At 52.4% G+C, this 24,768-nt stretch carries 26 protein-coding genes, 1 pseudogene and 1 riboswitch; of the genes and pseudogenes, 20 read left to right on the top strand and 7 right to left on the bottom strand.

The window, feature by feature from the left end; all coding sequences use genetic code 11:
* Positions 1-57: 57 nt before the first annotated feature.
* The 3 genes and pseudogenes from KVT34_RS32955 to KVT34_RS13745 form a co-directional block, all read left to right on the top strand.
* Positions 58-279 (top strand): annotated as a pseudogene (locus KVT34_RS32955) (acyl carrier protein); the annotation flags it as partial.
* A 201-nt stretch (positions 280-480) separates the two neighbouring features.
* Positions 481-1,182: an MBL fold metallo-hydrolase gene (locus KVT34_RS32950; RefSeq protein WP_483311439.1), complete on the top strand. Its 702-nt coding sequence runs from the start codon at positions 481-483 to the stop codon at positions 1,180-1,182.
* Positions 1,183-1,354: 172 nt separating this feature from the next.
* Positions 1,355-3,289 carry an acyltransferase domain-containing protein gene (locus KVT34_RS13745; RefSeq protein ID WP_217559257.1) on the top strand — a complete coding sequence of 645 codons (1,935 nt, stop codon included), beginning with the start codon at positions 1,355-1,357 and terminating at the stop codon, positions 3,287-3,289.
* A gap of 267 nt (positions 3,290-3,556) precedes the next feature.
* Here the strand turns inward: KVT34_RS13745 and KVT34_RS13740 are convergent, their stop codons facing one another.
* A complete protein-coding gene (locus KVT34_RS13740; protein ID WP_254634809.1) occupies positions 3,557-3,838 on the bottom strand; it encodes a hypothetical protein in 282 nt (93 codons plus the stop codon).
* A gap of 294 nt (positions 3,839-4,132) precedes the next feature.
* Between KVT34_RS13740 and KVT34_RS13735 the strand changes: the two genes are divergently transcribed.
* The 5 genes from KVT34_RS13735 to KVT34_RS13715 all read left to right on the top strand — a co-directional run bounded on the left by KVT34_RS13735 (position 4,133) and on the right by KVT34_RS13715 (position 9,270).
* The gene (locus KVT34_RS13735; protein WP_217559256.1) at positions 4,133-6,604 is read left to right on the top strand and encodes a type IA DNA topoisomerase; all 2,472 of its coding nucleotides are present in this window, start codon (positions 4,133-4,135) and stop codon (positions 6,602-6,604) included.
* Between the two features lie 16 nt (positions 6,605-6,620).
* Complete coding sequence (locus KVT34_RS13730; RefSeq protein ID WP_217559255.1) at positions 6,621-7,292, top strand: uracil-DNA glycosylase; 672 nt, start codon at positions 6,621-6,623, stop codon at positions 7,290-7,292.
* Positions 7,293-7,634: 342 nt separating this feature from the next.
* Positions 7,635-8,093, top strand: a complete 459-nt coding sequence (locus KVT34_RS13725; protein WP_309244088.1) for a hypothetical protein — start codon at positions 7,635-7,637, stop codon at positions 8,091-8,093.
* Positions 8,094-8,239: 146 nt separating this feature from the next.
* Complete coding sequence (locus tag KVT34_RS13720) at positions 8,240-8,836, top strand: NAD(P)H-dependent oxidoreductase (RefSeq protein WP_217559254.1); 597 nt, start codon at positions 8,240-8,242, stop codon at positions 8,834-8,836.
* Positions 8,837-8,889: 53 nt separating this feature from the next.
* A complete protein-coding gene (locus tag KVT34_RS13715) occupies positions 8,890-9,270 on the top strand; it encodes an ArsR/SmtB family transcription factor (protein ID WP_217559253.1) in 381 nt (126 codons plus the stop codon).
* 203 nt (positions 9,271-9,473) lie between these two features.
* Here KVT34_RS13715 and KVT34_RS13710 read toward each other — a convergent pair whose 3' ends face one another.
* Together KVT34_RS13710 and KVT34_RS13705 are read right to left on the bottom strand one after the other, a co-directional pair.
* Positions 9,474-10,877 carry a hypothetical protein gene (locus KVT34_RS13710; protein WP_217559252.1) on the bottom strand — a complete coding sequence of 468 codons (1,404 nt, stop codon included), beginning with the start codon at positions 10,875-10,877 and terminating at the stop codon, positions 9,474-9,476.
* Positions 10,878-11,130: 253 nt separating this feature from the next.
* Entirely contained in the window at positions 11,131-11,382 is a 252-nt protein-coding gene (locus tag KVT34_RS13705) for a hypothetical protein (RefSeq protein ID WP_241688710.1), read from the bottom strand.
* Positions 11,383-11,578: 196 nt separating this feature from the next.
* Here KVT34_RS13705 and KVT34_RS13700 point away from each other — a divergent pair, with 196 nt between their 5' ends.
* Positions 11,579-12,655: a DUF3900 domain-containing protein gene (locus KVT34_RS13700; RefSeq protein WP_217559251.1), complete on the top strand. Its 1,077-nt coding sequence runs from the start codon at positions 11,579-11,581 to the stop codon at positions 12,653-12,655.
* 67 nt (positions 12,656-12,722) lie between these two features.
* The gene (locus tag KVT34_RS13695) at positions 12,723-13,100 is read left to right on the top strand and encodes a PH domain-containing protein (protein ID WP_217559250.1); all 378 of its coding nucleotides are present in this window, start codon (positions 12,723-12,725) and stop codon (positions 13,098-13,100) included.
* An 84-nt stretch (positions 13,101-13,184) separates the two neighbouring features.
* Here the strand turns inward: KVT34_RS13695 and KVT34_RS32390 are convergent, their stop codons facing one another.
* On the bottom strand, positions 13,185-13,316 hold the full coding sequence (locus KVT34_RS32390) for a hypothetical protein (RefSeq protein WP_302695261.1): 132 nt from the start codon (positions 13,314-13,316) through the stop codon (positions 13,185-13,187).
* A gap of 199 nt (positions 13,317-13,515) precedes the next feature.
* Here KVT34_RS32390 and KVT34_RS13690 point away from each other — a divergent pair, with 199 nt between their 5' ends.
* The 3 genes from KVT34_RS13690 (at position 13,516) to KVT34_RS13680 (ending at position 16,249) form a co-directional block, all read left to right on the top strand.
* Positions 13,516-15,273 (top strand): L,D-transpeptidase family protein, encoded by a 1,758-nt coding sequence (locus KVT34_RS13690; RefSeq protein ID WP_217559249.1) that lies wholly within the window; start codon positions 13,516-13,518, stop codon positions 15,271-15,273.
* A 181-nt stretch (positions 15,274-15,454) separates the two neighbouring features.
* The gene (infC, locus tag KVT34_RS13685) at positions 15,455-15,922 is read left to right on the top strand and encodes a translation initiation factor IF-3 (protein ID WP_217559248.1); all 468 of its coding nucleotides are present in this window, start codon (positions 15,455-15,457) and stop codon (positions 15,920-15,922) included.
* Between the two features lie 186 nt (positions 15,923-16,108).
* Complete coding sequence (locus tag KVT34_RS13680) at positions 16,109-16,249, top strand: hypothetical protein (protein WP_217559247.1); 141 nt, start codon at positions 16,109-16,111, stop codon at positions 16,247-16,249.
* A gap of 65 nt (positions 16,250-16,314) precedes the next feature.
* On the opposite strand, the gene KVT34_RS13675 is transcribed toward KVT34_RS13680, so the two are convergent.
* Positions 16,315-17,430, bottom strand: a complete 1,116-nt coding sequence (locus tag KVT34_RS13675; protein ID WP_217559246.1) for an aminopeptidase — start codon at positions 17,428-17,430, stop codon at positions 16,315-16,317.
* Between the two features lie 262 nt (positions 17,431-17,692).
* Between KVT34_RS13675 and KVT34_RS13670 the strand changes: the two genes are divergently transcribed.
* Both KVT34_RS13670 and KVT34_RS13665 read left to right on the top strand, forming a co-directional pair.
* Positions 17,693-18,241 (top strand): hypothetical protein, encoded by a 549-nt coding sequence (locus KVT34_RS13670; protein WP_217559245.1) that lies wholly within the window; start codon positions 17,693-17,695, stop codon positions 18,239-18,241.
* An 89-nt stretch (positions 18,242-18,330) separates the two neighbouring features.
* Positions 18,331-19,527, top strand: coding sequence for an MFS transporter (locus KVT34_RS13665; RefSeq protein ID WP_217559244.1), 1,197 nt, complete (start codon positions 18,331-18,333; stop codon positions 19,525-19,527).
* Positions 19,528-19,759: 232 nt separating this feature from the next.
* Here KVT34_RS13665 and udk read toward each other — a convergent pair whose 3' ends face one another.
* Together udk and KVT34_RS13655 are read right to left on the bottom strand one after the other, a co-directional pair.
* Entirely contained in the window at positions 19,760-20,389 is a 630-nt protein-coding gene (udk, locus tag KVT34_RS13660) for a uridine kinase (protein ID WP_009672846.1), read from the bottom strand.
* Positions 20,390-20,511: 122 nt separating this feature from the next.
* Positions 20,512-20,829, bottom strand: coding sequence for a hypothetical protein (locus KVT34_RS13655; protein WP_217559242.1), 318 nt, complete (start codon positions 20,827-20,829; stop codon positions 20,512-20,514).
* A gap of 238 nt (positions 20,830-21,067) precedes the next feature.
* Here KVT34_RS13655 and KVT34_RS13650 point away from each other — a divergent pair, with 238 nt between their 5' ends.
* The 5 genes from KVT34_RS13650 (at position 21,068) to KVT34_RS13630 (ending at position 24,767) form a co-directional block, all read left to right on the top strand.
* Complete coding sequence (locus KVT34_RS13650) at positions 21,068-21,205, top strand: hypothetical protein (protein ID WP_217559241.1); 138 nt, start codon at positions 21,068-21,070, stop codon at positions 21,203-21,205.
* A gap of 279 nt (positions 21,206-21,484) precedes the next feature.
* Positions 21,485-22,333 (top strand): patatin-like phospholipase family protein, encoded by an 849-nt coding sequence (locus KVT34_RS13645; protein ID WP_217559240.1) that lies wholly within the window; start codon positions 21,485-21,487, stop codon positions 22,331-22,333.
* Positions 22,334-22,407: 74 nt separating this feature from the next.
* Positions 22,408-22,520, top strand: a riboswitch (TPP riboswitch).
* Positions 22,521-22,588: 68 nt separating this feature from the next.
* Positions 22,589-23,626, top strand: a complete 1,038-nt coding sequence (locus KVT34_RS13640) for an ABC transporter substrate-binding protein (RefSeq protein ID WP_042227480.1) — start codon at positions 22,589-22,591, stop codon at positions 23,624-23,626.
* A gap of 89 nt (positions 23,627-23,715) precedes the next feature.
* A complete protein-coding gene (locus KVT34_RS13635) occupies positions 23,716-24,009 on the top strand; it encodes an MTH1187 family thiamine-binding protein (RefSeq protein ID WP_217559239.1) in 294 nt (97 codons plus the stop codon).
* Positions 24,006-24,767, top strand: a complete 762-nt coding sequence (locus KVT34_RS13630) for an ABC transporter permease (RefSeq protein WP_217559238.1) — start codon at positions 24,006-24,008, stop codon at positions 24,765-24,767. The genes KVT34_RS13635 and KVT34_RS13630 overlap by 4 nt, the downstream gene beginning before the upstream one ends.
* The last annotated feature ends 1 nt before the right edge of the window (position 24,768 follow it).

The raw sequence follows: 24,768 nt of genomic DNA, 5'->3' as shown, positions 1-24,768 counted from the left end.
GGAAATAAATGGGCTGCAGAGCAGGAGCCCGCAAAGGAAGCTAATTCAATAAAACCGGTGCAGCGCGAATACAAGTTAGAGCAGCTGATCGAAGGATTGGCGGCAAGCTTGGCGGACGCTTTGTATATGGATGTTGAAGATATAGATACTGATGCGACCTTCATAGATTTGGGGCTTGATTCAATCGTTGGCGTCGAGTGGATGCGTACGTTAAACACCACGTACAAGACATCCATAGCGGCGGCTAAAGTTTACGAATATCCAACGATTCGAAAGTTTGCTGAGTATTTGGAACAAGAGTTGAATATGCCGCGGGCAGGCCTACAACAAGCGGATATTTTCGAGTCTCAAGACGGTCCGGATACAAACTTCAATACACTTAAGAAATCAAACTCAGAATTGCTTCAAGTAGTAAGGTTTGATAGAGGAGCCACTTCAATTGGATGGCCCAATCAACTTATGGCAGAGGGGAAAAAGGATATGGGAGAGGGATATGAGATTTATCCTATTAAAACAATAGGTGATAAACTCAGTAATGGCGAACGGCTCAAGAATAACAGTTATATTATCCTAGACAAAAGAACTAAATTATCGATTATAGTAGATCCTGCCTGGGAGATTGAAAAAATAATAAATAAAATTAATGAGCTTAATTCAAAACCAGTAGCTATTCTACTAACCCACTCACATAATGATCACGTTAACCTAACAGAAAAACTGATGCGGTATTACAATTACAATCTCAATGTGTATATGTCCCGGCTGGAAGTTGACTATTATAATTTTGAATGTAGTAATCTTTCAACATTGAATGACATGGATGAAATCATTTTTGGCGATACAAGAATTACTTGTTTATTGACTCCTGGTCATACAGCTGGAGGGATGTGTTTTCTTTTGCAAGATAGCATTCTTACCGGGGATACAATATTTGTTGAGGGATGCGGGGTTTGTCATTTAAAGGGAGGATCTCCTGAACAGATGTATGCCAGCATTCAAAAAATAAAACAATGCATTCCACATCATGTCAAAGTATATCCAGGTCATTCATATGGTAAAGAACCGGGAGCGAATATCGACTCTCTTATGAAAGATAACCTATATTTTCAGTTAACTAACTTACAACAATTTATAGATCTAAGAATGAGACCCAACCCCAAAAGTATTATTGCAATAGAATAGCCTTTGTTACGGCTAAACTGATTATTATCGTTACGGCAAGGAAAATCTATCATCGGGCAGAACTTTTCAAATCTGATTAGTCTGCCCGATGATAAGATATGATTTGGAACTTTCATCATGGTTAAACTCCGGATATATTTTCAAGAATACCGATAAGAGTGAGAGGGCGACAATGAATAATCAAAAAATAGTTTTTATGTGTGCTGGCCAAGGTTCTCAATATTATGAAATGGGAAGAGAACTTTTTAGATCAAGCACAGAATTTCAAGATACCATGATAAAGTTGGATAAAGTCTTCTTTCAACTTACTAAAGAGTCAATGATAGAAGTTCTATATAGGAAAGAGATTCGAAAGAATAACAACTTTGATACATTAAAATATACCCATCCCGGTATTTTTATGGTTGAATATTCTTTGGCACAGTTATTGATACAGAATGGAATCTATCCCGATTATGTTGTCGGCAGCAGTCTTGGAGAATTCGTGAGTTGTGCTATCGCCAATGTAATAAATTACGAAGAGGCGTTACATTGTATCATGAATCAGGTGGACATCTTGGAAAAATACTGTCAACATGGCGGTATGATATCGATCATTCATGACTATAATTTATTTTTCAATGAACCCCTATTGTTTGAAAACTCGGAACTTGCATGTGTTAATTATCAATCTAACTTTGTTATTTCAGGCTTAATTCATAACTTGGAGCTAATTGAAGCTTTTCTAAAAAAGAAAGGCATCACATTTGTAAGATTACCAGTCAAGTATGCTTTTCATTCTTCTTTCATCGATTTAGCTTCAGAAAGTTATATAAGTTCATTGGATAACATTTTTTATAAAAAACCGGCAATGAAATTGATATCAAGTTTAACCGGGACGGCAATTACAGCCCTGAACAAGACTTATTTTTGGGATATTGTTAGAAACCCCATCAATTTTAGAGAAGCATTAAAATCAATAGGCCCTGCCAAGGATTTCTTGTACATTGACCTAAGTCCCTCAGGAACGCTGGCTAATTTTGCAAAGAGAAACATGGAAAGGGATTATGCTGAACAAGTTATGACTATCATGAGCCCTTTTCACAAGGATATGGAAAATGTAGAAAAACTTAAGAACCTTCTAAATCCTCGAACTCAAATGCTTACTCACAAGCATATCCACGAGCACACGAACTTATATACAAACAGGAAATACATGGAGTTGAAGAGTGTTTTTCCGGAAATCAGAAAATTAAATGAGGTTGAAGAGGGACGTCCAATTTTTTGGATACATGGAGGACTTGGCGGTGTAGGTGCTTATAGTGGGATCGCCACGCAAATGAAACGCCCTTTTTTTGGAATACAGGCACGCGGGTTTATGACAAACGATTCTCCTTTGATTGGGATTCAGAATATGTCGGCTTACTACGTTCAAATTATTAAGGCAGTACAGCCGGAAGGTCCTTACGATCTTGGCGGATTTTCGTTAGGCGGGGTTTTAGCGTATGAAGTCGCACGACAAATTCAAAAGTTAGGGGAAGAAGTCAACACCATTGTTATGTTGGATTCGCCTTTCGGCAACACCAACCAAGGTGACGGGCTTCAGAGAAAAAAGGCTAACCCCAAAACCTATATTTTGCAAGCGATCAATCTTGCGATATTAGCTAGTTTGAAACGGGATCAATTGAATGTATTCCAGTATCTTATACATCGGAACCAGATTGATTTACGGTTAACGGAGGATGAATATATTGAAAAAGTTATTCACTTTGCTAAATTCCGGGGGCTAAATAAACCTGACACTTTTGTAAACGCTTTAATCAGATCGAACATGAAGCTTCGGCCAACATACAGAAGAGAAGAATATTATGTTCAACCGCTTACAAATAGTACAAAATGTTATTATTTTAATAATATAAATAATGTATTCCTGGGAGAAATGGAACCATATTTTATGGCAGAACAAGTTCATACATACGAGGATCAAATGAATGCCTTGAATCAATGGGAAAATATTATTCCTAACTTGCGAGTGATTGAACTGGAAGCCTCAAATCATATGATGATGTTATCCGAAACGAGGTCCATTGACGTAATTATAGAAAAATGCAGGAAAATATATGATTGATTATGAATTTTTCTAAAAGGTAGAATATGCTTTTATACCAAGGGCGCTATAGATATACATGCTGATTCCAGCACAACAAGGGAGTAAAACTTTGTAAGCTCTAACGGAATACTAACGCTATCAAACGATTTACCTTTCCCTCGTGTTTAGTGGACTCGTTACACGGATTTTTGTTATTTGCTTTGGTTTCAGACATAAGGCCGCTGCACGCGAGATCTCAATAGCTTTCAAGCGTTTCCAGGGCCCAGTGATCCAGCAAGTCGCAAATCAAATTCCCATCGGACGAACCCAGGGAATGGAAACAGAGTCGTACCCGGCCATTTCGGCAGTCAACGATGCCGCTTGTCTCAATGTCCTGCGGGCTCGGGCAACCGTTTCCAAAATAGCGGCTTGGACATTTTCCCGTGCCCGGTCGTCTTTGTGGATGGACGAGGCGCCTTTTTCCGCATAGGCCGGCACGTTACCGGCCAGATCTGCCGTAAGAACCCGGGTATGCTTGCCGCTGCCGTCCATTCCGAGAAGAAACGTTTTCGCCGTTAATCCGGTCATGTTACCCCCCTGACGATAATTTTTCAGAAGGATCATAACCCGGATTTCCGGCCCTGAAAATATGCGGCTCCTAAAATTTTTTTTCGAGACGGACAGGACCTGCCACACACCGTGATTTCGGAGAAATTTTCCTGCCGAACATCTTTCTATCCCGTCTTCCGTCCCTTGCAGGGATACTCCCGGGCCGATATACTGAAGTGTACGAGAAACAAGAACCTGGCGCCGGAACGACAAAAAGATGGATGTCTTGCTCTGCGGAGAACGCAGCGAGATACATAGATAGGAAGATAGCCTTTGAAAACACTTGTGATTGCCGAAAAACCGGATATGGGCCGGACGATTGCCGCTGTCATCGAACCGAAAGCGGCGAACAAACGCACGTATATCGAGGGATCGGATTATATCATCACCTGGGCCATTGGACACCTTATAGAGCTGGCAGAACCCGATAAATACGATGAAAAATACAAGAAATGGCGCTTCGAGCATCTGCCGATCATTCCCGACGAATTCAAGCTGCTGCCGAATCCCCGGACGAAAGATCAGCTCAAAGTGATCAAGGAAGTCGCCAAACAGTGCGACAAAATCGTTAACGCATGCGACGCGGGGCGCGAGGGCCAGCATATTTTCTCGCTCATTCAGCGTCACTTGAAATTAAAGCAGCCCGTCAAGCGCTTGTGGATCTCCGATTTGACTGCGGAAACGATCCGGAGCGGCTTTCAGCAGTTGAAGGACGGCTCCGATTTCGATAATCTGACCAGAGCCGCGAGGGCACGGAGCGAAGCGGACTGGATCATCGGCATGAACGGCTCCCGGGCTTTTACGACCAAGCATAACGTGCTTTTATCCGTCGGGCGGGTTCAGACTCCCGTGCTGGCGCTCATTTACGACCGTCAGAAGCTTATCGAGGATTTCTCCTCTTTGAAGTTTTACGAGGTGGAGGCGTTTTTCACTCAGGAGCAGACGGAATACCGCGGGTTGTGGCAGGGAGAACGAATTACGGACCCGGCCAAGGCCGAGGGCATCGCAGCCAAAGTCAAAGGAAAACCGGCCCGCATCGCGTCTTACGAAGTCAAAGATACGAAGGAATATCCGTTCAAGCTGTATGATTTGACGCTCCTTCAACGGGAATCCAATGCCAAGCTCGGTTTTTCGGCGAAAAAAACGCTGGATGTGGCCCAGGCGCTCTACGAGAAGCACAAAGTCATTTCGTATCCGAGAACGAACTCGAACTATGTGACGGAGCAGAACATCCCCGAAATGCACAAAACGCTCTCGGCCCTACAGGGAACGGCCTACGACGAGTGGGTCCGCCAGGCCAACCGTAATCTGGTTCACAAAAACAATAAAGCGATTTGCAACCCGGCCAAAGTGGAAGATCATCACGCGATCCTCCCGACCGGCAAACGGGCAAACGGATTGTCCGCCGATGAGCAGAAGGTGTACGATCTGATTGTGCGCCGGTTTTTGTCGCAGTTTTATCCGGCCGCGGAGTATAAGGTGCACACCGTCCTGACGGAAGTGGAGAAAGAAACGTTCAAGACGACCGTCAAGGAGCTGCTGCAGCTCGGTTGGAAGGTGCTGTACCCGGAATCCAAGAAAGACGGTAAACGCGCGAAAGCGAAGGACGACAAGGGAAAAGAAGAGGACGAAGTCGAGGAAGAAGAAACGTCCGAGCCGTTTTCTTTGAACGCTTCTCTCGGCGCCCACTGCAGGGATGCGGCGGCCAAAGAGAAGGAGACCCAGCCGCCTAAAGCTTTTACGGAAGGCACGCTGCTTAAAGCGATGGAAAGCGCCGGCAAGCAGATCGAGGATGAAGAGCTGCGCGACGCGATGAAAGACTCCGGTCTCGGAACTCCGGCTACCCGAGCGGCGACAATCGAGCGCTTGAAGCATGTCGGCTACGTCACGATGCAGGGCAAGCGCATCACGCTGACGCCCAAAGGCCGGACGGCCGTAGAGCTGATCCGCGCGGCGGGCGTGGAACTGCTCACTTCGCCGGAGATGACGGGGCAGTGGGAACGCCGGCTCAATGAAATTTCACGCGGACAAGCGTCCGATGAGACGTTTATGCGAAATGTCAAAAAGTTCGCCGCGCTCATCGTTGACAAGGTCCGCGTACAGAACCGCGCGGCGAGAACCGCCTTCGAGGGCGACGAGCCCGCCGGGAAGGCGGGCGGACGGGCCGCGGCCGGCAAGACGCGCCGGAGCGCCAAAGCCTCCGGCACGGACGGCGCGGCGGCGGGAACGGCGCCCGGCGCGCACGCAGCCCGCGGGAGCGGCGCGTCCCGGGCAGCTTCGGGCCGGAGCGGGGCGGCAGTCTCCCGCACGGGACAGTCGCCCGTGCGGGAGACTGCGGGGGCCGCGGGGCAGGCATCCGCGCGCGGCAGCCGGACCGCAGCGGGTCCGGCTGCCGGCCAGCGCTCCGGCGGAGCCTCCGCGGGACAAGCGGCAGGCTCGGGTGCCCCGGCTGCGGCTAAACCGGCGGACGGGCCGCGCGTGGTGGGTACTTGTCCTCGGCCGGGCTGCGGCGGAACCATTTTTATGGGTAAGAAAGGGTATGGCTGTTCGCATTACAAGACCGGCTGCACCTTCGTCATCTGGAAGGAAAGCTTCGGACGGAGCCTGACGGATGCCCAGGTGAAAGCGCTGCTGGAAAAAGGCAAAACCGCCAAGCTCAAACTGGAACGGCAGGGCGGAGAGGAAGTTTCGGCCCGGCTGGTTCTTGCAGATCCGTCTACCGGAAGACTGGAAACGGAGGAATAGGAAGGAGACATAAGCGATGACGATCTTGAAAAATGACTGGGCAGAGCTGCTTTCAGAGGAATTCGAGAAACCATACTATCTGAAACTCAGGGAGTTTTTGAAGCAGGAATACGCGGAGCGGACGATCTATCCGGAGATGCACGATATTTTCAATGCTCTGCATTATACGGCGTTCAAGGATGTGAAGGCGGTTATTCTGGGGCAGGACCCTTATCACGGACCGGGTCAGGCTCACGGCTTGAGCTTTTCTGTTAAACCGGGCGTACCCGCGCCTCCGTCGCTCAAAAACATGTTCAAGGAAATGAAGGACGATATCGGCTGTCCTCTCCCGGGCACGGGGTATTTAAAGCATTGGGCCGACCAGGGGGTGCTCCTTCTGAACACGGTGCTGACCGTGAGGGCCGGTGAAGCGAATTCCCACAAGGGAAAAGGCTGGGAGCTTTTTACGGATAAAGTCATCGAGACGCTGAACCGCAAAGAGACCCCCGTTCTTTTTATTTTGTGGGGAAGCCACGCGCAGTCCAAAACGCAGCTGATCGACTTGAACCGGCACGGCGTCATCAAAGCTCCTCATCCGAGTCCGCTTTCCGCCCACCGGGGATTTTTCGGCAGCAAGCCGTATTCGAAAGCCAATGCATGGCTTCTGGAGCAGGGAATCGAGCCGATTGACTGGTGTCTTCCGGAATAAACGGGAGCTGCATGAAACGCGCACTTTTAAATGTAGGTTCATACAGGGCAAGTTTATCCGACGAATTCGTCATTCGAAAGCCGCGCGTATGCGCGGTTTTTTTTTTGCTTGTTTCAAAGGGTTTTATCCGTCCATGCCGTGTTTTTTGAACCGTTTGAGTGTTAACGCACGAACCGCAGTCATTTAACCGTTGATTAAACATCTTTTTTTCCCAAATAGGGTTAAACACAGTGAGACTAATCCTTCAAATTAGCGTATATGTAAATATGTGGTTAACTAAAAAGAAATGAGAAAACGTCGTCACCCCTAAAGGAGTGGAGTAGGATTAAAAAAATCGGGCTTGTGCTGCTGCTTGCGATTGTCGCCGGTGTCATCTTTTACAACTGGAACGAGTACAGGGAAAAAAGGTTGGCGGATGTACTACCGTTTCATGCCGGTGAATTGACTTGGATGGGTTTTAGTAAAAACCGGCCTACGCAAGATGATAAACTGTATGAATGGGGAACGAAAGAGAAGGAGCCGATGGAGGAACTGCTCGCATTTTTAAGGCAATATAGAGTGAAAAGAAAGCATCTCGGGTATGAAGCGATGAGTCAAGAGTTAACTGCCTTGAGGAACTCTAAGTCCGCTTTCGAATTTGAACTCGCAAGCAATAAAGCCGAGAGGGTTTTGATTTACGCAAATAACAATACCGTTTATGTTTTGACGGACCGCTTGTACGAAATTAAAAACGGGCCGATTAATGGGGATTGGATCGACGCTTTCAATGAAAAATACCGGAAGATATACGGGAATTCTTAAGCCTTTGCAGGAAGGCTTTTTTTGTTGCGGATTCATCGGCCGTGATTTTTGATTGACAAAAAATGAAAGGGGGCTTATCTTTGGTTTAAAGGTTTAAATACTTAAACATACGAACTTAAATGAGGGTTAGATGGAGGTTTCTTTTTATGACAACACAGGCAACGACACGCGTCTTAATTATTCAAGGACATCCCGACAGGGAGAGCTACTGCACCGCTTTGGCGGAATCGTACCGCAAGGGGGCGGCAGCAGCCGGAGCGGAGATCCGTTTCGTGCAAATAAGCGATCTCGATTTCAATCCGAATTTGGCTTACGGATACAGAAAACGGACGGAGCTGGAGCCCGACCTGCTTGGAATCCAGGAGTCGATCCGCTGGGCCGACCACGTCGTGTTCGTGTATCCGACCTGGTGGTGGACCATGCCCGCCCTTCTCAAAGGGATGATCGACCGGGTATTTCTGCCGGGCTTCGCTTTTAAGTACAAGAACAAGGACTCACTCACCTGGGAAAAACTGCTTAAAGGGAAGAGCGCTCGCCTCATTGTGACGATGGACACACCGGTATGGTATTATCAGACTATAAGCGGAAGTCCCGGCCACAAGGCGATGAAGAAGGGGACCCTCGAATTCAGCGGATTTAAGCCGGTACGCGTGACAACGCTCGGATCTGTTAAATTATCCACGGCGGGCAAACGGAAATCGTGGCTGGACAAAACCGAGAGCCTCGGCCGCAAGCTGATCTAGGCGTCCTCTCCCGCATCCCTTCCGGCCGCATCGATGAAGAAAGATGTGATCGTATGAGCGGAACAACAGAAATGACTACGATGGAGTATTTCGAGCAGTGCACGAATTTGTTCCGGACTTTGGGAGATCCAGCTAGACAGCAGATTATTCTGCTGCTCGGCAAGCACGGGCCCATGAACGTCAAAAGCATCACGGAGCATTCGCACCTCTCGAGACCGGCCATTTCCCACCACCTCAAACTGCTCAAGCAGGCGGAGATCGTAACGATCCGTCAGCAGGGCACGGAAAAATATTATGCGCTGGATGCGGGATCGGCCATGAAGCTCATGAAAGATCTTATCGCGGCATTCGAAAAAGAATGCCCGCCGGAAGCGGCGGGGGGGAAAGAAGGCGAAGGGCTGCCTTGCGAAGGCGGCGCCGCTCCCGGACGTTAGATACCGTACATGCTGCGCACAAGGATGCAGGGGCATCTTGGAGTGCGGCAAAAAGGTTGATAAATCCTAATAAGAAAAAAATGCCTAGTAAGAACCAAGCCAGAACTAAGCTAGAACTAAGCAAAAAAAGACGATGGAAAGGGTCTGTATAGAACACGGCAGGGGCCGACGCGCATCCTAAGTACCGCATGTCCTCCGCCGGATCAGATCAGCAACATCGCGAAGACGGTTGTGACGGCCAGGCCGATCATCACCGGCTTCAGGTTCCGGCGGGCCAGCTCGAAAGGATCGACACCGCAGATGGCGGCGGCGGGAATAAGCGCCCACGGGATGAGCGTGCCGCCGCCGACCCAGATGGCGGCCACCTGGCCGAGAGCCGTCAAGGTGGCGGCTCCCGCGCCGAGGGCGGAGGAGAACAGGATGGCGACCGAGCCGGCCAGCGAGATGCCGGAGAAGCCAGACCCGTCCAGCCCGGTGATGGCCCCCACGGCTGTCAGCGTGACGGCGCTCGCGGCCGGATGGACGGGCACGGTCTGGGCCAGCGCCAGCCCGAGATCGTTCACGATCCCGTGCGAGGAGGCCGGGAGGACATGCCCGTACAGCTCAGTCAGAGCCGAGTCCCCGAGGTAAAAGAAAGCAGCGATCGGAATGACGGGACCGAACACCTTAAAGCCGAAATGAAACCCGTCCACCAGGTAAGCGGTCGTTTTACCGAACCCGCCCCCGCGGTGCGCCATGAGCGAGACGAGCAGCAGGATCAGGGCGGCCGTCCCGCCGATCAGAGCGGTCGCTTCCCCTCCCTGCAGGTTCAGCTTGAACATGGCCGCAATGTCGGCCGCGAACAGCAGGGGAATCGCGACCGCGAGAACCAGGCGCCGCCTGCCGGACAGCAGCTTCCCGCCGGAAGACGCGCTCGGGATGCCGGGCGCGGGCGGCTTGATAGCGCTTTCCGGTTTCAATGCGCCGCTTCTCAAATCGCGCCTCAGGAACCAGAAAGCGGCCGCGGTCGTGACCGCTCCCATCACGGCGACGAGCGGGATGGAAGCTTCCATGACGCTGCCGACAGGTAATCCGGCGGCGTCGGCGGTCAGCTTCGGGGCGGCCTGGATGACATAGTCGCCCGAAAGCGCGATGCCGTGGCCGAACAAGTTCATGGCCACGGCCGCCCCCATGGCCGGCAGACCGGCCCGGACCGCCGCCGGGAGCAGCACAGCACCGATCAGCGCGACGGCCGGCGACGGCCAGAAAAACCAGGAAACGGTCATCATGACGATACCGATGATCCAGAAGGCCGCTCCGGGGCTGCGGATAAGCTTCGCCGCCGGGGAAATCATCGTGTCGCTGACGCCGGACAACGAGAGAACCCGGCTCATGCCGACGATGACCGAAATGACGAGTATGGTCGGCAGAAGCTCTTTCATGGCATAGATGAGGCTTGTGAAAATGCCTCCGACCGATTGGGGAAGAGAGCCGGTAGCGGCGAGGCCCAGCAAGAAAATGCCGATCAGGCAAACCGGCGTCGTATCTTTACGAAGCAGCATAAACCCGATAATAAGGGCAATAAAACATACATAAACGACATGCAGTCCCATCAGTTCCACATTCACGGGAATCCCTCCGTCTTGGGCTTACATCCTGTACTGCTACAGCTTATGCAGGTCCCGTACGAAGGTTCCGGGCCGATCCGGGCCCGTCCATGCAGCAAAAAGAAACCCCCTCGCCGGAGGGGGTTTTTAGCAGTTAATAAGAATAGTTATTTATCATCTAAAGGTTGTTCCTGCTATTTAAATAGGGGCACATTTGTAAGGTATGTAGGGTCGGCTTCATTTCATCTCTATTTATACGGGTTTGCTGGCTTGCTTACTTAGGCTGCTCTTCCGCGCTTTCTGTTTTGGCGCTGAATTCGCATTTTTCTCTGGAGTAAATCATTGTACAGCTATTGAGGCTCGAACGGATTTTCACTTGGTCCTGGTTGTATTTCTCGATAAAACCTCGTCCGATTTGGACATACACATCGTTGTGATCCATTCCCCAGATGTAGACTTCGGTCTGCGAAAGTGCTGCGGCGAACAATTCGATATCCGTTTCCAACAACATCGTTCCATAAATCATCTCATCGTACACCCCAACTCCATAGTAAATCGTATTTCTATCGTTCCTACTAATATAGACAGGTCGAGGCTTCCAACAATCACACGGTCTGGCAGTTTTTTTTGTCCGGCGTCAGTTTCTTTTGTCAAAAATCGCGGGATTCGCTACAATCAGAGAAGGTTAGACAGCAGGTTAACGGATAAAGGGGAAAAAAAGCATGAAATTCGAAGTGAAATTTATCTCATTTTTTGTCATACGCGAAGAAGGGACGGGTAAGGCCTACCGTCATTTTCAGACTCTGGACGGGGACGCCTACGAAGGCAGTGCGCTCGAACAGTTTCTTGGCGGCGAGTTTGCCCGGCTGGCCAAACGCAAAGTGGAGCGTAACCCGCAGTCGGAGCAGGTTCCGACCAAAATCGGACGGTTTATAACAGAACCGGGGTGCGGCCTCGAAACGAATCCCAACTACAATATGTTCGCTAGACTTCGCAGCGCCTCGTCACGGGACGATTTCCTGAAAGAAAGCGATGAGTTGGCAAGAGCTTACATCCAGACGAGCTCGGTGCGCAGCGGAGCGCTCATTACGGCCAGCGCCAAGCTGCCGCAGTATTTCGACGAGCCGTTCGTATTCGTGATGAAGTGCGATTTCGAGCCCAAAATAGCCCGCATTACGGATGAATCCAGTCTGCTGCATGAAGTGGAAATGGCCATCAACGCGAAAAATATGAAAGCGATCCAGTATCCGTATATGCCGGAGGTCGGCATGCTTGAGGACTGGGAGCTGAAAATCCATCAGCCGTCGCACGCCAAATATTTCGAGGATCTGCTTAAATTCGTGGAGTATGAAAAGTCCATGCCGGAGCTGCTGAATCATCAGGTTGTCAATCTGGTTCAGCAGCATATCGAGCAGACGCTGGAAGCCCATCCCGAGCAGAAAGAAGCGGAGGAGAGGGACCTTGAACTCTGGGCGGCAAGCGAGAAGCGCGAGCTGCAGGAGAAATGGGCGCCGGAGCTTGTCATGGAGGCCGCGAACTTTTTGGTGGAGCAGCAGCCGGATCTGGGCATGACGTTTAAGCTAGATCATTTGACCGTAAAAGGGAAGCTCGCGGATTACGGGAGAAAAGTACATTTTGCCAAGTTCGGCGATCAGTATGTCGTTCTGCTGAGCGGAAGCTCCCTTCATTTCGAGAAGGGAGTTTCACCCGTGGAGCTGCTTCAGCCCGAAGATATCCAGTCCGTTCTGGCACGGCTGGAACGCGAAGCCGCGCAGGACAACGGCGGCGAAGATTTTTAAAAAGACGGATTCGCCCCGGTCGGGGGTGTGTTAAAATAAGGATTATGGGCAAGGGAGCTGATGAGCTGTGGGGATCTTGGACGGTTTGTTGGGAAATGCTTCGGAATTATCTCCGGAGAAGCTTCAGAAGGAACTGGAGCCTTTTCTTATTCCGGGCGAGCAGGTGCAGATCGCGTACAAAATTATCCGGGACGGGTTCGTTTTTACGAACAAGCGCCTCATTCTGATCGATAAGCAAGGGGTAACGGGCTCCAAAGTGGAATACATGTCCGTTCCTTACAAAAGTATTATCCGGTTCGCGAAAGAGAGTGCGGGGACGTTCGATCTGGATGCCGAGCTTAAAATTTGGCTGTCGAGCACCCACGAGCCTATCGTTAAGAAATTTAACAAAAGCGCCAACATTAACGACGTGTACGCGATGCTGAGCCGGTATGTATTGGGGTAAAACGAATAAACAAAGAAAGCCTCCGGACCGAAAGGGCCGGAAGGCTTTTTTCATGTGAAGACGGAATCCTGCGGAGAAAAGAAGTTACTCCCCTAAAGCGTTTTCGGGCTTCGGTACTGGACCTTTGCCGTCGGCCAGCTTGTCGCCGAACTGGTCGAGTCTGCCCGGTTGACTGGCCGGGCCGCGATTTTTGGGCTTGCTGTTTCTTCCTGCCATGGAATCCACCTCCGACTGTTAGTTTGCTTGCACGGTGAACAATTCATACACCGAACGAAGGCAGAATAGTGAGAAAAATAGCGAAGAGCCGCACGCAAAAATTGGCGTACGATTCTAACTATACAAATTGTATTTATACTGATACAATATGTATCGAACAGCCTATTAATCTCTCATCACAGCAAACAGGAGGTAGGGAATGGGAGGAGCGACGAACCGGTTTTCGCATCCTTTGGAACCGCAGTTGGTGCGAGTCAACAAAAATTTATACATCAGCCGGGGAGACCCGCAGTATTTCGATAAAGTCATCCGCTATGCCGATAAAACGTCTCCCGAAGCCCATTTTCGCATGGGAGAGCGGGCAAGGGAGCAGGGGAACCTGCCGAAGGCGCTTTTTCACTATCAAGAGGTGATGAAAACGTACCCCTCCCCGTTTTACTCCGACGCCAACCGGGCCGTACACGAACTGGCGAAGCGGGAAGAAAGCGATCTGGCGGGAGTCCGCAAAGAGCTGGAGGCGGCGACGGGAAGCAAATTCAACAAATTTTTGCGGACTTTCCTCTATGCGCTCATCGTCATCAACTTGGTTCTGCTTGTCATTCTTCTCTCGGGAGCAGGTCATAAACAGACCGCTTCCGCCGCGGAAAAAGGAAAGCCCTCAGGCTACGAATCGCATGTATCTCAGCCTCAAGAAGGAAGCAGCTTCTCGCCGGAAGCTGCTTCTTTACGCCCGGAGGAATTTTCAGGCGTGGAACCGGATGACCGTCCTTACCTGCTGCGGCTGTCCCCAGGTACGGGCAGCGCCAGGGCGGAGACGATCCTCCGGGAGGAGATGGAGCTTTTAATCGGGCGGAACCCGCAAAAAACCCGGGTCATTTACGCAGTCCGGCTGACCGGACAAGACGCGCTCCCGGGTATGGGCGGACAAGCGGTTCCGGTCAAAGATCCCGTCGAAGTGAAGGGCGCTTTCGCGGCGGCACAATATGCGCCGACGCTCCGCAAAACCGCGGAGATCACTTATCTGGATGAAGGCGCGCCGCACGCTCAGGTGCTGACCCGGATCGGCACCCAGCTCATCCGCACGGCGCTCGGGGCCTACGCGGCGGACCACGGAGGTAAATTTCCGGCAAGCCTGGACGAGCTGGTCCGCGATTATCCCGGAAATTACCTCAGCTTCGTGCCGCGGGAAACCGTGACGGGCTCTACCCGGGTGAGCCCGTCTTATGACGGCGGGGGCGGGTGGGTCTACCGGCCCGCCGCCGCAGATGCAGGTTCGGCCCTGACGCCGAACCTGCCGGGCGCTTCGCTTGCGGGTATCATCGTTCCCGCAAGCGCTGCCGCACAGTCGAACGTTCCGTTCGAGCCTGTGCGGGTGACCGTGAGCAAGCGGGATCACCGCTTGCTCTTAACTGCCGGAGGCGCGGTGCTGGAGGCCCGCGCCGGAATCGGCCGTCCGGAGTCGCCGACGCCGGACGGCACGTTCGCCGTGCGGGAGCGTGTGATCGCTCCCGCGGGCAGGACGCCGGGCGTGTACGGCGCCGCGGCGCTGGGGCTGGGCGCCATCGCGGTGCACGGCACGGCGGATGCCGCCTCTATCGGCGACGGGCGCTCGCTCGGCTGCATCCGGGTCGGCGATGCCGACATGCAGGCGCTGTTCGCGCTCGTGCCGAGGGGTGCCGCGGTCCGCATCGCTGAGACTGCGCCTGTCGCAGGCGGGCTGTCCGCGTCCGAGGCTGGGACTGCCGCGGGAGAAGCCGGATCTCCCGCCGTTAATGCTGCGTCAGCCTCAGAAGAGGGGCGTGCAAAGGGCACCGCGGGGGCAGCGTCCGCCGCCGGAGCTTCGCCGGAAAGCGGCGGGCTCGACCTCGCCGCCGCGGCCGCGGCGCTGCGTCCTCCCGGAGCGCCTGCCGTGCGGGAGCGAGCCCCGGCGGGGACCGTGTTCCACTGGCTGGGCTGACTGCACCTGTCATGCGATTACAAGCGTCCGAAATAGGGGTGTTTTCCTGCCGGGCGCTTTGTATTTCCTTCCCGTATCCCCTACAATAGAAAGAAGGAGAGTACGGAAACGAACCGGTTCTAGAGCGCAGCGATATAACGGCAGAAGTTTCCGGAGACACGACATCCGGGAGGAACTTAAGATGCTTATCATGAACGAGAAAATAAAAGCGGCCGAGGTGGAGCTTACGGGCTTGAACGGGGAAAAGCTCGGTGTAATGCCACGGGAAGAAGCGCTTAAGCTGGCGAAGGCAGCGGACGCCGATCTGGTCTGCACGTCTTTGATGAGCAGCCCGCCACCGTGCAAGCTTGCCGCCCGCGGCACGGCGAAGCAGGCGGCCCGCCGTCAGGACAAGCCTCTGAAAGTGAAAGAGCTAAGGCTCACCGTTCACATCGAAGACCACGACTACGAAACGAAACAGAGGCAGGCCGAGAAGCTTCTGGCTTCCGGGAACGCCGTACAGCTCGTCGTCCGCATTCAGGGCAAAGAAGGACCGAAAGCGAAGGAGCTTCTGGAACGGCTGGTTAAGGATCTGTCCGCCACGGGAACGAAAGAGACGAACATCCAGGTCAGCGGCAAGCAGGCGGCGGTACGCGTCAATCCGTCATAAAAAATTGCAAAAGAGCAGTCTCCCCTAGGAATCAGGGAGACTGCTCTTTTTCTGTTCGCATCTGTTCGATCCAGTCGGGAAGGGGGGAACTTCCTTCCAGTGAGCACGGATCGCTTCCGGTTCCTCTCCGCGGAAGCCGGCCCTGCCCGGCCAGCCGGGCGTTCTGCACCCAACTGACGGTCCGGCTTGCTCGTGCCTACGACGGCCGTCGAGACGCCGAGAACCGACCTGGTGGAGCGCAGCGCTTTTGCGATTAGCCGGGAGGCTGCTCCATCCATTCTTTCGTACGTACGGGTCAAAAAAAACAGCTTCAACCCTGACGGGTGAAGCTGTTTCGTAATGCGGCGCAATCGCTGTAAGGATGCGTTTCGCCGCTGCGATATAGGCGCTGCTTATTTCAGGTTTTCGGGGTTCAGGCACTCCAGCTCGGGAATAACGAAACGTCCGTCTTTGCGGATAAGCACGTCGTCGAACCAGATCTCGCCGCCGCCGTATTCGGGACGCTGGATAAGTACGATATCCCAGTGAACGGAAGAGCGGTTGCCGTTGTCGGCGATTTCGTAAGCTTGTCCCGGCGTGAAATGAATGGAACCGTCGATTTTTTCATCGAACAGGGTATCTTTCATCGGGTGCAGAATGTACGGGTTGACGCCGATCGCAAATTCACCGATATAACGTGCGCCTTCATCCGTATCCAGAATTTCGTTCATGCGGGCGGAGTTGTTGCTCGTCGCTTCAACGATTTTTCCGTTTTCGAATTTCAGGACGACATTCTCGAAAGAAGTTCCGGAGTAAACAGTCGGCGTGTTGTACGAAATGATACCGTTTACGGTGTTGAGCACAGGAGCGGTGTACACTTCGCCGTCTGGAATGTTGCGTTTGCCGCAGCATTTGATCGCCGGAATGTCTTTGATGGAGAACGAAAGATCGGTACCCGGAGAAACGAGGCGCACCTTGTCGGTACGGTTCATGAGCTGGACGAGAGGCTCCATCGCCGTTTCCATTTTGCTGTAATCGAGGTTGCACACCTGGAAGTAGAAGTCTTCGAACGCTTCGGTGCTCGTGTTGGCCAGTTGGGCCATGGAGCCGTTCGGGTAGCGCATGACGCACCATTTCGTATGGTTGACACGCTGGTTGGTCACCGGTCTGGAGTACACGCTCATGTACAGCTTCAGGCGGTCTTCCGGAACGTCGGCGGTTTCCGTCACGTTGTCGCCGGCGCGCACGGCCACGTAAGCCTGCATTTCTTTCATGCGGCTCAATTCGATTTCGGCTTTTTTCTCCAGCGTTTCGCGCGTAGCGCCGAGCATCATACTGCGGTTGATCGCGGGATCGCGGAGTTCGACGATCGGATTGCCGCCGACCGCGTACACTTCTTCGATAAAGCACTTCGCGAGCTCCGGATCTTTAACGCCGATCAGTTCGATTAAAATATTTTCGCCCGGCTGAAGTTCAACCGAATAGCGGATAATGTTTCGTGCAAACGTAACCATTCTTGGATCTCTCATGGGCAGGAACTCCTTCTATGTAAAAAATGTCAGTACGGGGTACTGAGGACATGCTTCTTCCCATTATAGTACATTTCGGGGATGTGTAGAAGACGGCTCCAAAAATAGTGTTAAATATGGAACATACATTCTTCTAGTGGTCAATTATTTCGCGAAATCTGCCGTGCGCCTGAGATTACAGGGTGTTCATCGGGATCGTTTCGGGTAAAATGAAAGCAACCATGCAAGGCTAAAGAAAACGGCCACAAGGAGGCGTTCGCAAATGGCGAGAGGCAATACGATGGTGCCTTTTGGATACGAAGAAGAGCCGCCCGCTCAGCGCGGAACGCTGCTCATTTTTGAAACGTTTGAAGACTGGTCGGAGGACGAAATAAGTCTGATCAAAGCGATTGCGGATCAGCGCAAGTTCAGGAAGGTCGTCTTTTATCCCCAGCATGAAGAGAGTTTGAAAAGATTGGGAATCCCCAGCGCCTCGCCTTATCACAAAAGAGTGAAGCTGCTGGAAGAGCTGCTCCGGGACATGCCGGCCGAGAGATACACGGTGGACACGTGGGAGGGCAAGCGTAAGAAATATACGCCCGTCGACACGTCGCTCCGGTTTCTGACCGAGAAATTCGCCAGTCCTTATTTTGTCATGATGAACGATCGTTATGCAGCGGAGTTTGCGGGTTACAAAGGCTTCGACGAATGGATCCGCAAGGTCCGTCTTCTCGTCTGGAAACGGTTCGGCGTGCCGCTGCCGGGCAAACTGCTGGCTTACGGGGAGCGTCTGGACTTTATCGGGGAAAAGGGAGAAAGCGTTGAAGTCTAAAAAAAATTAACCGGAGGTCAATTCACAAGCGTTCCAGCCGGTGGTACAATAGTCGAGGTGTTTTTCAATAGGCTGGGAGGTTTATCATCATGAACGTATCGTCGATAAAGACGATGAGTCCGACACGCCGCCTGGTACTTCTGCTGCTGGTTGTCATCATTTCCGGTTTAAGTCAAGGACTTCTGCTTCCGCTGCTGACTATCCTGCTGGAGCAAACAGGCGTGTCGTCGGGGGTTAACGGGTTTAATGCCGCCGCCATGTATATCGGCAGCTTCGCGTCCATGTTCGTAGTCGAACGGATTCTGCTCGCGCTCGGTTACAAGAAAATTTTAATTCTCGGAATTGCCATGGAGACGGTGGCTATTTTGCTGATTCCCGTATGGGGGAATCTTACGTTCTGGTTTATTTTGCGGTTCATTATCGGATTCGGAAATTCCATCCTGCATTACACGACGCAGCTTTGGATTCTGACCTCGGCTCCCCCGGAACGACGGGGCCGCTATATTTCCTATTACGGCATGGCCTACGGAGTCGGTTTCAGTATCGGCCCGGCGGGTATCAATCTGCTCGCGCTCGGTTCCTACGCGCCGTTTTTGACGGTGGCCTTGTTTTACACGGTCGTTATTTTGCTGCTGCAAAGGCTTCCCGATCAGAAGGTCCAGTCGGATGGGAAGGAGTCGCCCGCCCAGAAGCGGTACGGCACAGCGGCCCAAATCGCCTGGTTCGCGCTTATTCCGACCTTCCTGTACGGCTACACCGAAGCGGTGCTGAACAGCAGCTTCCCGCTGTACGGCCTCCGGCTCGGTCTCACCGATACGTCGGTATCTATGCTGCTTCCGCTGGTCGGTTTCGGCGGACTGATTCTGCAGCTGCCGCTTGGCATGCTGAGCGACAAAATCGGCCGCAAGCCCGTGCTTCTGGCGGCTGCCGCAATGGGAGCAGCCGCTTTCCTGGCCGTGCCGTTCGCCGGAAGCTCCGTGTGGGGAATCGGCATTCTCCTGCTGACGGCGGGAGGCATGATCGGGTCCTTCTTCTCGCTGGGACTCGCGTACGCGGCCGACCTGCTCCCGCGGGAGCTTCTCCCGTCAGCCAACGTGATCGGCTCGATTCTGTTCAGCATCGGCAGCGTTGTCGGGCCTAATCTGGGGGGACTGGGCATCCAGTATATCTCCCTCAGCAGTCTATTCTTCCTGCTTGGCTCGGTGTATGTCTTGTTCGTTCTTACCGGGCTTGCGGTTCGGAACCGCAAAAGAGGAGGGACCGGCGCCGGAGCAGGGCAAGCGTAAAACTTTCCCGGTGATGACCGGCCGGTTTGCGGCGACGGCTCGCGGTGTTTATCTATCCGCGCGGCTGTCCGCCCGACTTGCAGCCTGCCGGCCGGATAAGCCTGGTTACAGCAGACGCCGGCTTACGAGGCTGAGATCCTTTTCCAACTTAAAAAGACAAAGACCTGAATGCGGCCGTAGCTGTATCCAGGTCTTTTTTGCGTTTTCGCGGTTGAAGCCGCTGCTTTTGGCGTTAGTTAAGATCCGTCAGCAGGGTATCCATATAGCTTTCCGTTAAGGTGGTGAGCAGGCGTATGCCGATCTCGTTTTCTCCGCCTTCGGGAATGATGATGTCCGCATACTTTTTGGATGGCTCGATAAAGGCATCATGCATCGGTTTTACCGTCGTGATGTATTGATCGACAACCGATTCCAGAGAGCGGCCACGTTCGTTCGTATCCCGCATGATGCGGCGCAGAATTCGGACGTCCGGGTCCGTGTCGACAAACACTTTGATGTCGAGCGCTTTGCGCAGATGCTCGTCCGTCAGGACGTGGATGCCTTCGATCACAATGATCGGTGTGCCTTGAATGTGCAGTGTTTCCGAGGAACGGGCATGCTGTGTAAAATCATATATCGGGACCTGAATCTCACGGCCTTTCCGAAGCTCGCCGAGATGCTTCAGCAGAAGTTCATTTTCAAACGCGTTCGGATGATCGTAATTGATTTTGGCGCGTTCATCCATGGACAGCTCGCTGCGGTCCGCGTAGTAATTATCCTGGCAAATGAGTGTAACGTTTTTCGTTCCGAGCTCGTCTATGATCGAACGGGCGACCGTTGATTTCCCCGAACCGGTTCCCCCGGCTATCCCAATGACTAACATAAATTATGAAGGCCCTCCCTGTTCAGCGCCCTTTAAGATAAGGCCGGCGCTTTATATACCCTGAATAGTTTATCATAATGTAGAATTTTTTCAAAAAGAAAAAGCTCCTTTCGGAGCGTAATTCACCGGACCTGCTTCGGCGTATGGTAATGATCTTCGCTTACATCCAAATCCTGCTTGGCTTGCTGCAGCTGTTCGATCGTCTGTTGGAGCTGCTGACCGTACCGGTCCCCGTCGAACGAACGGATTTGGGCGGCCGCTTCGGCTACCTGACGTTTGGCCGAGCCTAATTTGGCCTGTGCCCGCTGGATCGCATTCGGATCGGCCTGTGTAATGGCCCCCTGAAGTTCGTGTTCCGCTTCCTGCGCCGCCAAAATGGCCGCGTCCGCCGCCTCGACGGCATGCCGGATAAACTGCTGGTGCTGTTGACTTTCTACCATGCGTAACAACCTCCTTTTTCTATACGATGTACATTTGCGGGCAGATTGATTCATTCGGTTATTTCCCCGAGCGGAACTATATTTCCTGGGTAAGCGCAAAACTCGATAAACGTTCCGAAAATTCGACATAATATTCTGACAATTCAAAAGGTAATCCGGAATCGCGGAACAATCCGTTATGGAGTGGCGAGATTTGGGCACCCTACGGAAGATAACGACAGCGGAGGTGAATGAGAGAATGCCGTTCAACAAATCGACCAAAATAGACGACAAGCAAAACAAAAGCCGGTTGAAATCGGAAGCAGTGACCTTAAATTCACGCAAAGCATCGCAGTATCCGCCGAACTTAAACGAAATCAATAAAAACGAATCGTAAAACCTGAAGAGGGTTCGTCCGTTTGTTAAACAATCCTGTCTTGTTCCGGCGCTGTTTCCGATAAGGGCAGCGTTTCTTTTTTTAGCTTTAATAACCGAAAGCCCGTATGAAAGCGGGTTTTTATTTTGCGTTCAGAAGCGGATTCGATAGGGAAAGCACGGGACAACCTCCAAAAGCAAGAAAATCCCGGTAAAATCACGATGCGCGCTGTTTTGTTTAGCGGTAAAATTGTAGTATGCTAATCATATTGGAACGAGAGATATAAAGGGAGGGGCGGAAATGGCTTCACTTGGTTTGGTGCTTGAGGGTGGAGGAATGCGTGGTGTTTATACCGCGGGGGTCCTCGAGTATTTAATGGAGAAGGACTGGTACGTTCCTTACGTAATCGGCGTTTCTGCCGGCGCATGTAATGCGGCATCTTATCTTTCCCGGCAGCCGGGGCGCAATAAGAAAGTCACGATCGGGTTCGTTACCGACCGCAGATATATCAGTTACCGCAATCTGATCCGGGAAAAGAGCATCTTCGGGATGGATTTTATCTTCGACGAGATCCCGAATAACTTGGTTCCTTTCGATTTTCAAACCTTTTACGGAGCAAGTCATGAACTGGTAATCGGAACGACGGATGCCCTGAGCGGAGAAGCGGTCTTTTTCCGGAAAAACGAAGCGCCCGAAATGTCGCTTTCGCTTATCCGGGCTTCGAGTTCGCTGCCGTTCGTCTCCCAGCCCGTGCAGTATCAGGAGAGAACGCTGTTTGACGGCGGCATCACGGCGCCCATTCCGATTCATCAGTCAATGAAAGACGGGAACGAACGCAATATCGTGGTACTCACCCGCCCGAAGGGTTACCGGAAGAAACCGTTCAAGCAGCAGTGGCTGGCTCGGCGGTTTTATCCGTCCTATCCGGGGCTTGTCCGCGCAATGGTGGAGCGCAGCCTGGTTTACAACCGGACGCTGGATGAAATCGAGCGGCTGGAAGGAGAGGGCAAAGTCATCGTGATCCGTCCGTCGACCCCGTTCAAGGTAGGGCGGATGGAGAAGGATAAGTCCAGACTCGAAGCGCTGCACGATCTGGGCTACAAAGATGCCTCGGAAGCGAAAGAAAAATTGCGGGAGTGGCTGTCTTAGCGGACGAGCCCTGCCATTTACCTGGACAAACCGGGACCGTATGCTATAATAGACCCAGAAATGCACGACAACCGAATAAGACGCAGGGGTGCTGGAATCGGCCGGCTGAGATTGTATCCCATAAAGATACTGACCCTTACACCTGATCTGGATAATGCCAGCGTAGGAAACCGTACGGATACTATCGACTTTATGTGCGCTCCCGATCAGGGGGCGCTTTTTGGCTTGTCTGCGGATAAAGAAGGAGAGAAGACGATGAAACGGGTCATACGTACAACAGCGCTTGCCGCGGCTTTTGCCGTTGCGCTTGCCGGATGCGGCAAATCAGGGGGAAATGAAGGGGCGCAATCGTCGCCGGAAGCGGCGCAGACACCTGCTGCAGTTCAGAAAACGGATATCAAAGTCGTTCTGGACTGGTCGCCCAACACGAACCATACCGGCCTCTACGTCGCCAAAGCCAAAGGCTATTTTGCGGAAAAAGGGTTAAATGTAGACATCATCCAGCCGGGAGCGGGAGGCGCGGACGCCATGGTCGCTTCGGGTGCCGCAGACTTCGGCGTAAGCTACCAGGAAGGAATTACGCAGGCCCGTACGCAAAGCGTGCCGATCGTTTCCATTGCGGCGATTATTCAGCACAATACGTCGGGATTCGCCTCTCCGGCCGCTAAAAATATCAAGAAGCCTAAAGATTTCGAAGGCAAAACATACGGCGGGTGGGGTTCTCCGGCCGAGAATGCGATGATCGACTCGCTGATGCAGACCGATAAGGCCGATCCTTCGAAGGTGAAAATCGTCAACATGGGCGACGCGGATTTCTTTACGGCCGTGAAGCGCGATATTGATTTCGCCTGGATTTATTACGGCTGGACAGGCATTGAATCCGAGCTTCGCAAAGAACCGTTGAATATGGTTTATCTTACCGACTATTCGAAACAGCTCGATTACTATACACCGGTCCTCGCCACCAGCGAGAAAGTGATCAAAGAAAAGCCTGAACTCGTCAAATCGTTCCTGGAGGCGGCTTCGCAAGGGTATCAGTTCGCGATCGACAAACCCGAAGAGGCGGCCGGCGTACTGTCCGAAGCGGTACCGGAGCTGGACAAAAACCTCGTGCTGGCCAGCCAGAAATGGCTGAGCCCGAAATACAAGGACGACGCTCCGCGTTGGGGCGAACAGAAAAAAGAAGTGTGGGAAAACTACGCGAAATGGATGCTTGATCACAAGCTTCTGGAGAAAAGCCTGGAAGCCGATAAGGCATTTACGAACGAGTTTCTGCCTCCTGCCGGCAAGTGATGCCCGAAACGGAGAAAATGTTCATCCGGTTTGCCCCATACGTTCATACATGATGCCGTTCTGCCAAGTACGGCAAGGAGGATTTTCTTATGGCTAATGCACTCGTCAGTATTCAGATTATCCCGAAAACGAAAAACGGGGAAGACGTGATCCCTTATGTGGACCGCGCAATCGAAGTGATTCAGCAATCCGGCGTCAAGCATGAAGTTCATCCGTTGGAAACGACGATGGAAGGCGATTTGAACGAACTGCTGGACGTGATCCGTAAAATGAACGAAGCGATGATCGAGTTCGGCAGCCCGAATGTGATCTCGCAAGTGAAGATCTATTTCAATCCCGAGGGCGCATCGATGGACAAGCTGACGGAGAAATACCGTTCATGATCCGTTCCTTATGGAAGAAAGGATGGCCGCCTTTACTGACGGCCATCTTTCTGCTGCTTTTATGGCAGCTTGGCGTCACTTGGGCTGGCACGCCGGCCTGGAGGCTTCCGGCGCCCCTGCAGATCGTGGAGGAAGGCATCCGGCAGGCGCCCCTGCTGGGCAAGCACATAAGCTTTACGGTCTCCATTACGCTGCTTGGCTTTGCCATCGGCTCGGCGCTCGGGCTGCTCATCGCCTGCTTGCTTCATGTGATTCCCGGAATGAAAGCGGCCTTCTATCCGCTGCTAGTTCTGTCCCAGAACGTTCCGACGATCGCGCTGGCGCCGCTCTTGATGATCTGGTTCGGCTTCGGGCTGCTGCCGAAGCTTATTGTCATTACGCTTGTGTGTTTCTTCCCGGTAACGGTAGCGGCACTCGGGGGGCTGTCAAACCCTGATCCGGGCATGCACCGCTATCTGGAAATGATCGGAGCACGGCGCAGCCAACTGTTCTGGAAGCTGGAGCTTCCCTACGCGCTGCCGTCCGTCTTTTCGGGGCTGAAAATTTCCGCCACCTACAGCGTTATGGGCGGGGTTATCGCCGAGTGGCTCGGTTCCGACAAAGGAATCGGCGTTTTTATGCTGCTTGCCAAATCTTCCTTCCGTACGGACCGCGTGTTCGTAGCCATCTTCCTTATTGTCGTTCTGAGTCTTCTGCTGTTCGGAGCCATCTTGCTGCTGGAAAAATGGACCGTACGCTGGAAACCCGATAAACATTAGG

The sequence above is a fragment of the Paenibacillus sp. GbtcB18 genome, assembly GCF_019091125.1.
Taxonomy (GTDB): domain Bacteria; phylum Bacillota; class Bacilli; order Paenibacillales; family NBRC-103111; genus Paenibacillus_F; species Paenibacillus_F chitinolyticus.
Note: the sequence above shows the minus strand (reverse complement) of the source record. Positions and strands in the feature narration are given on the sequence as shown.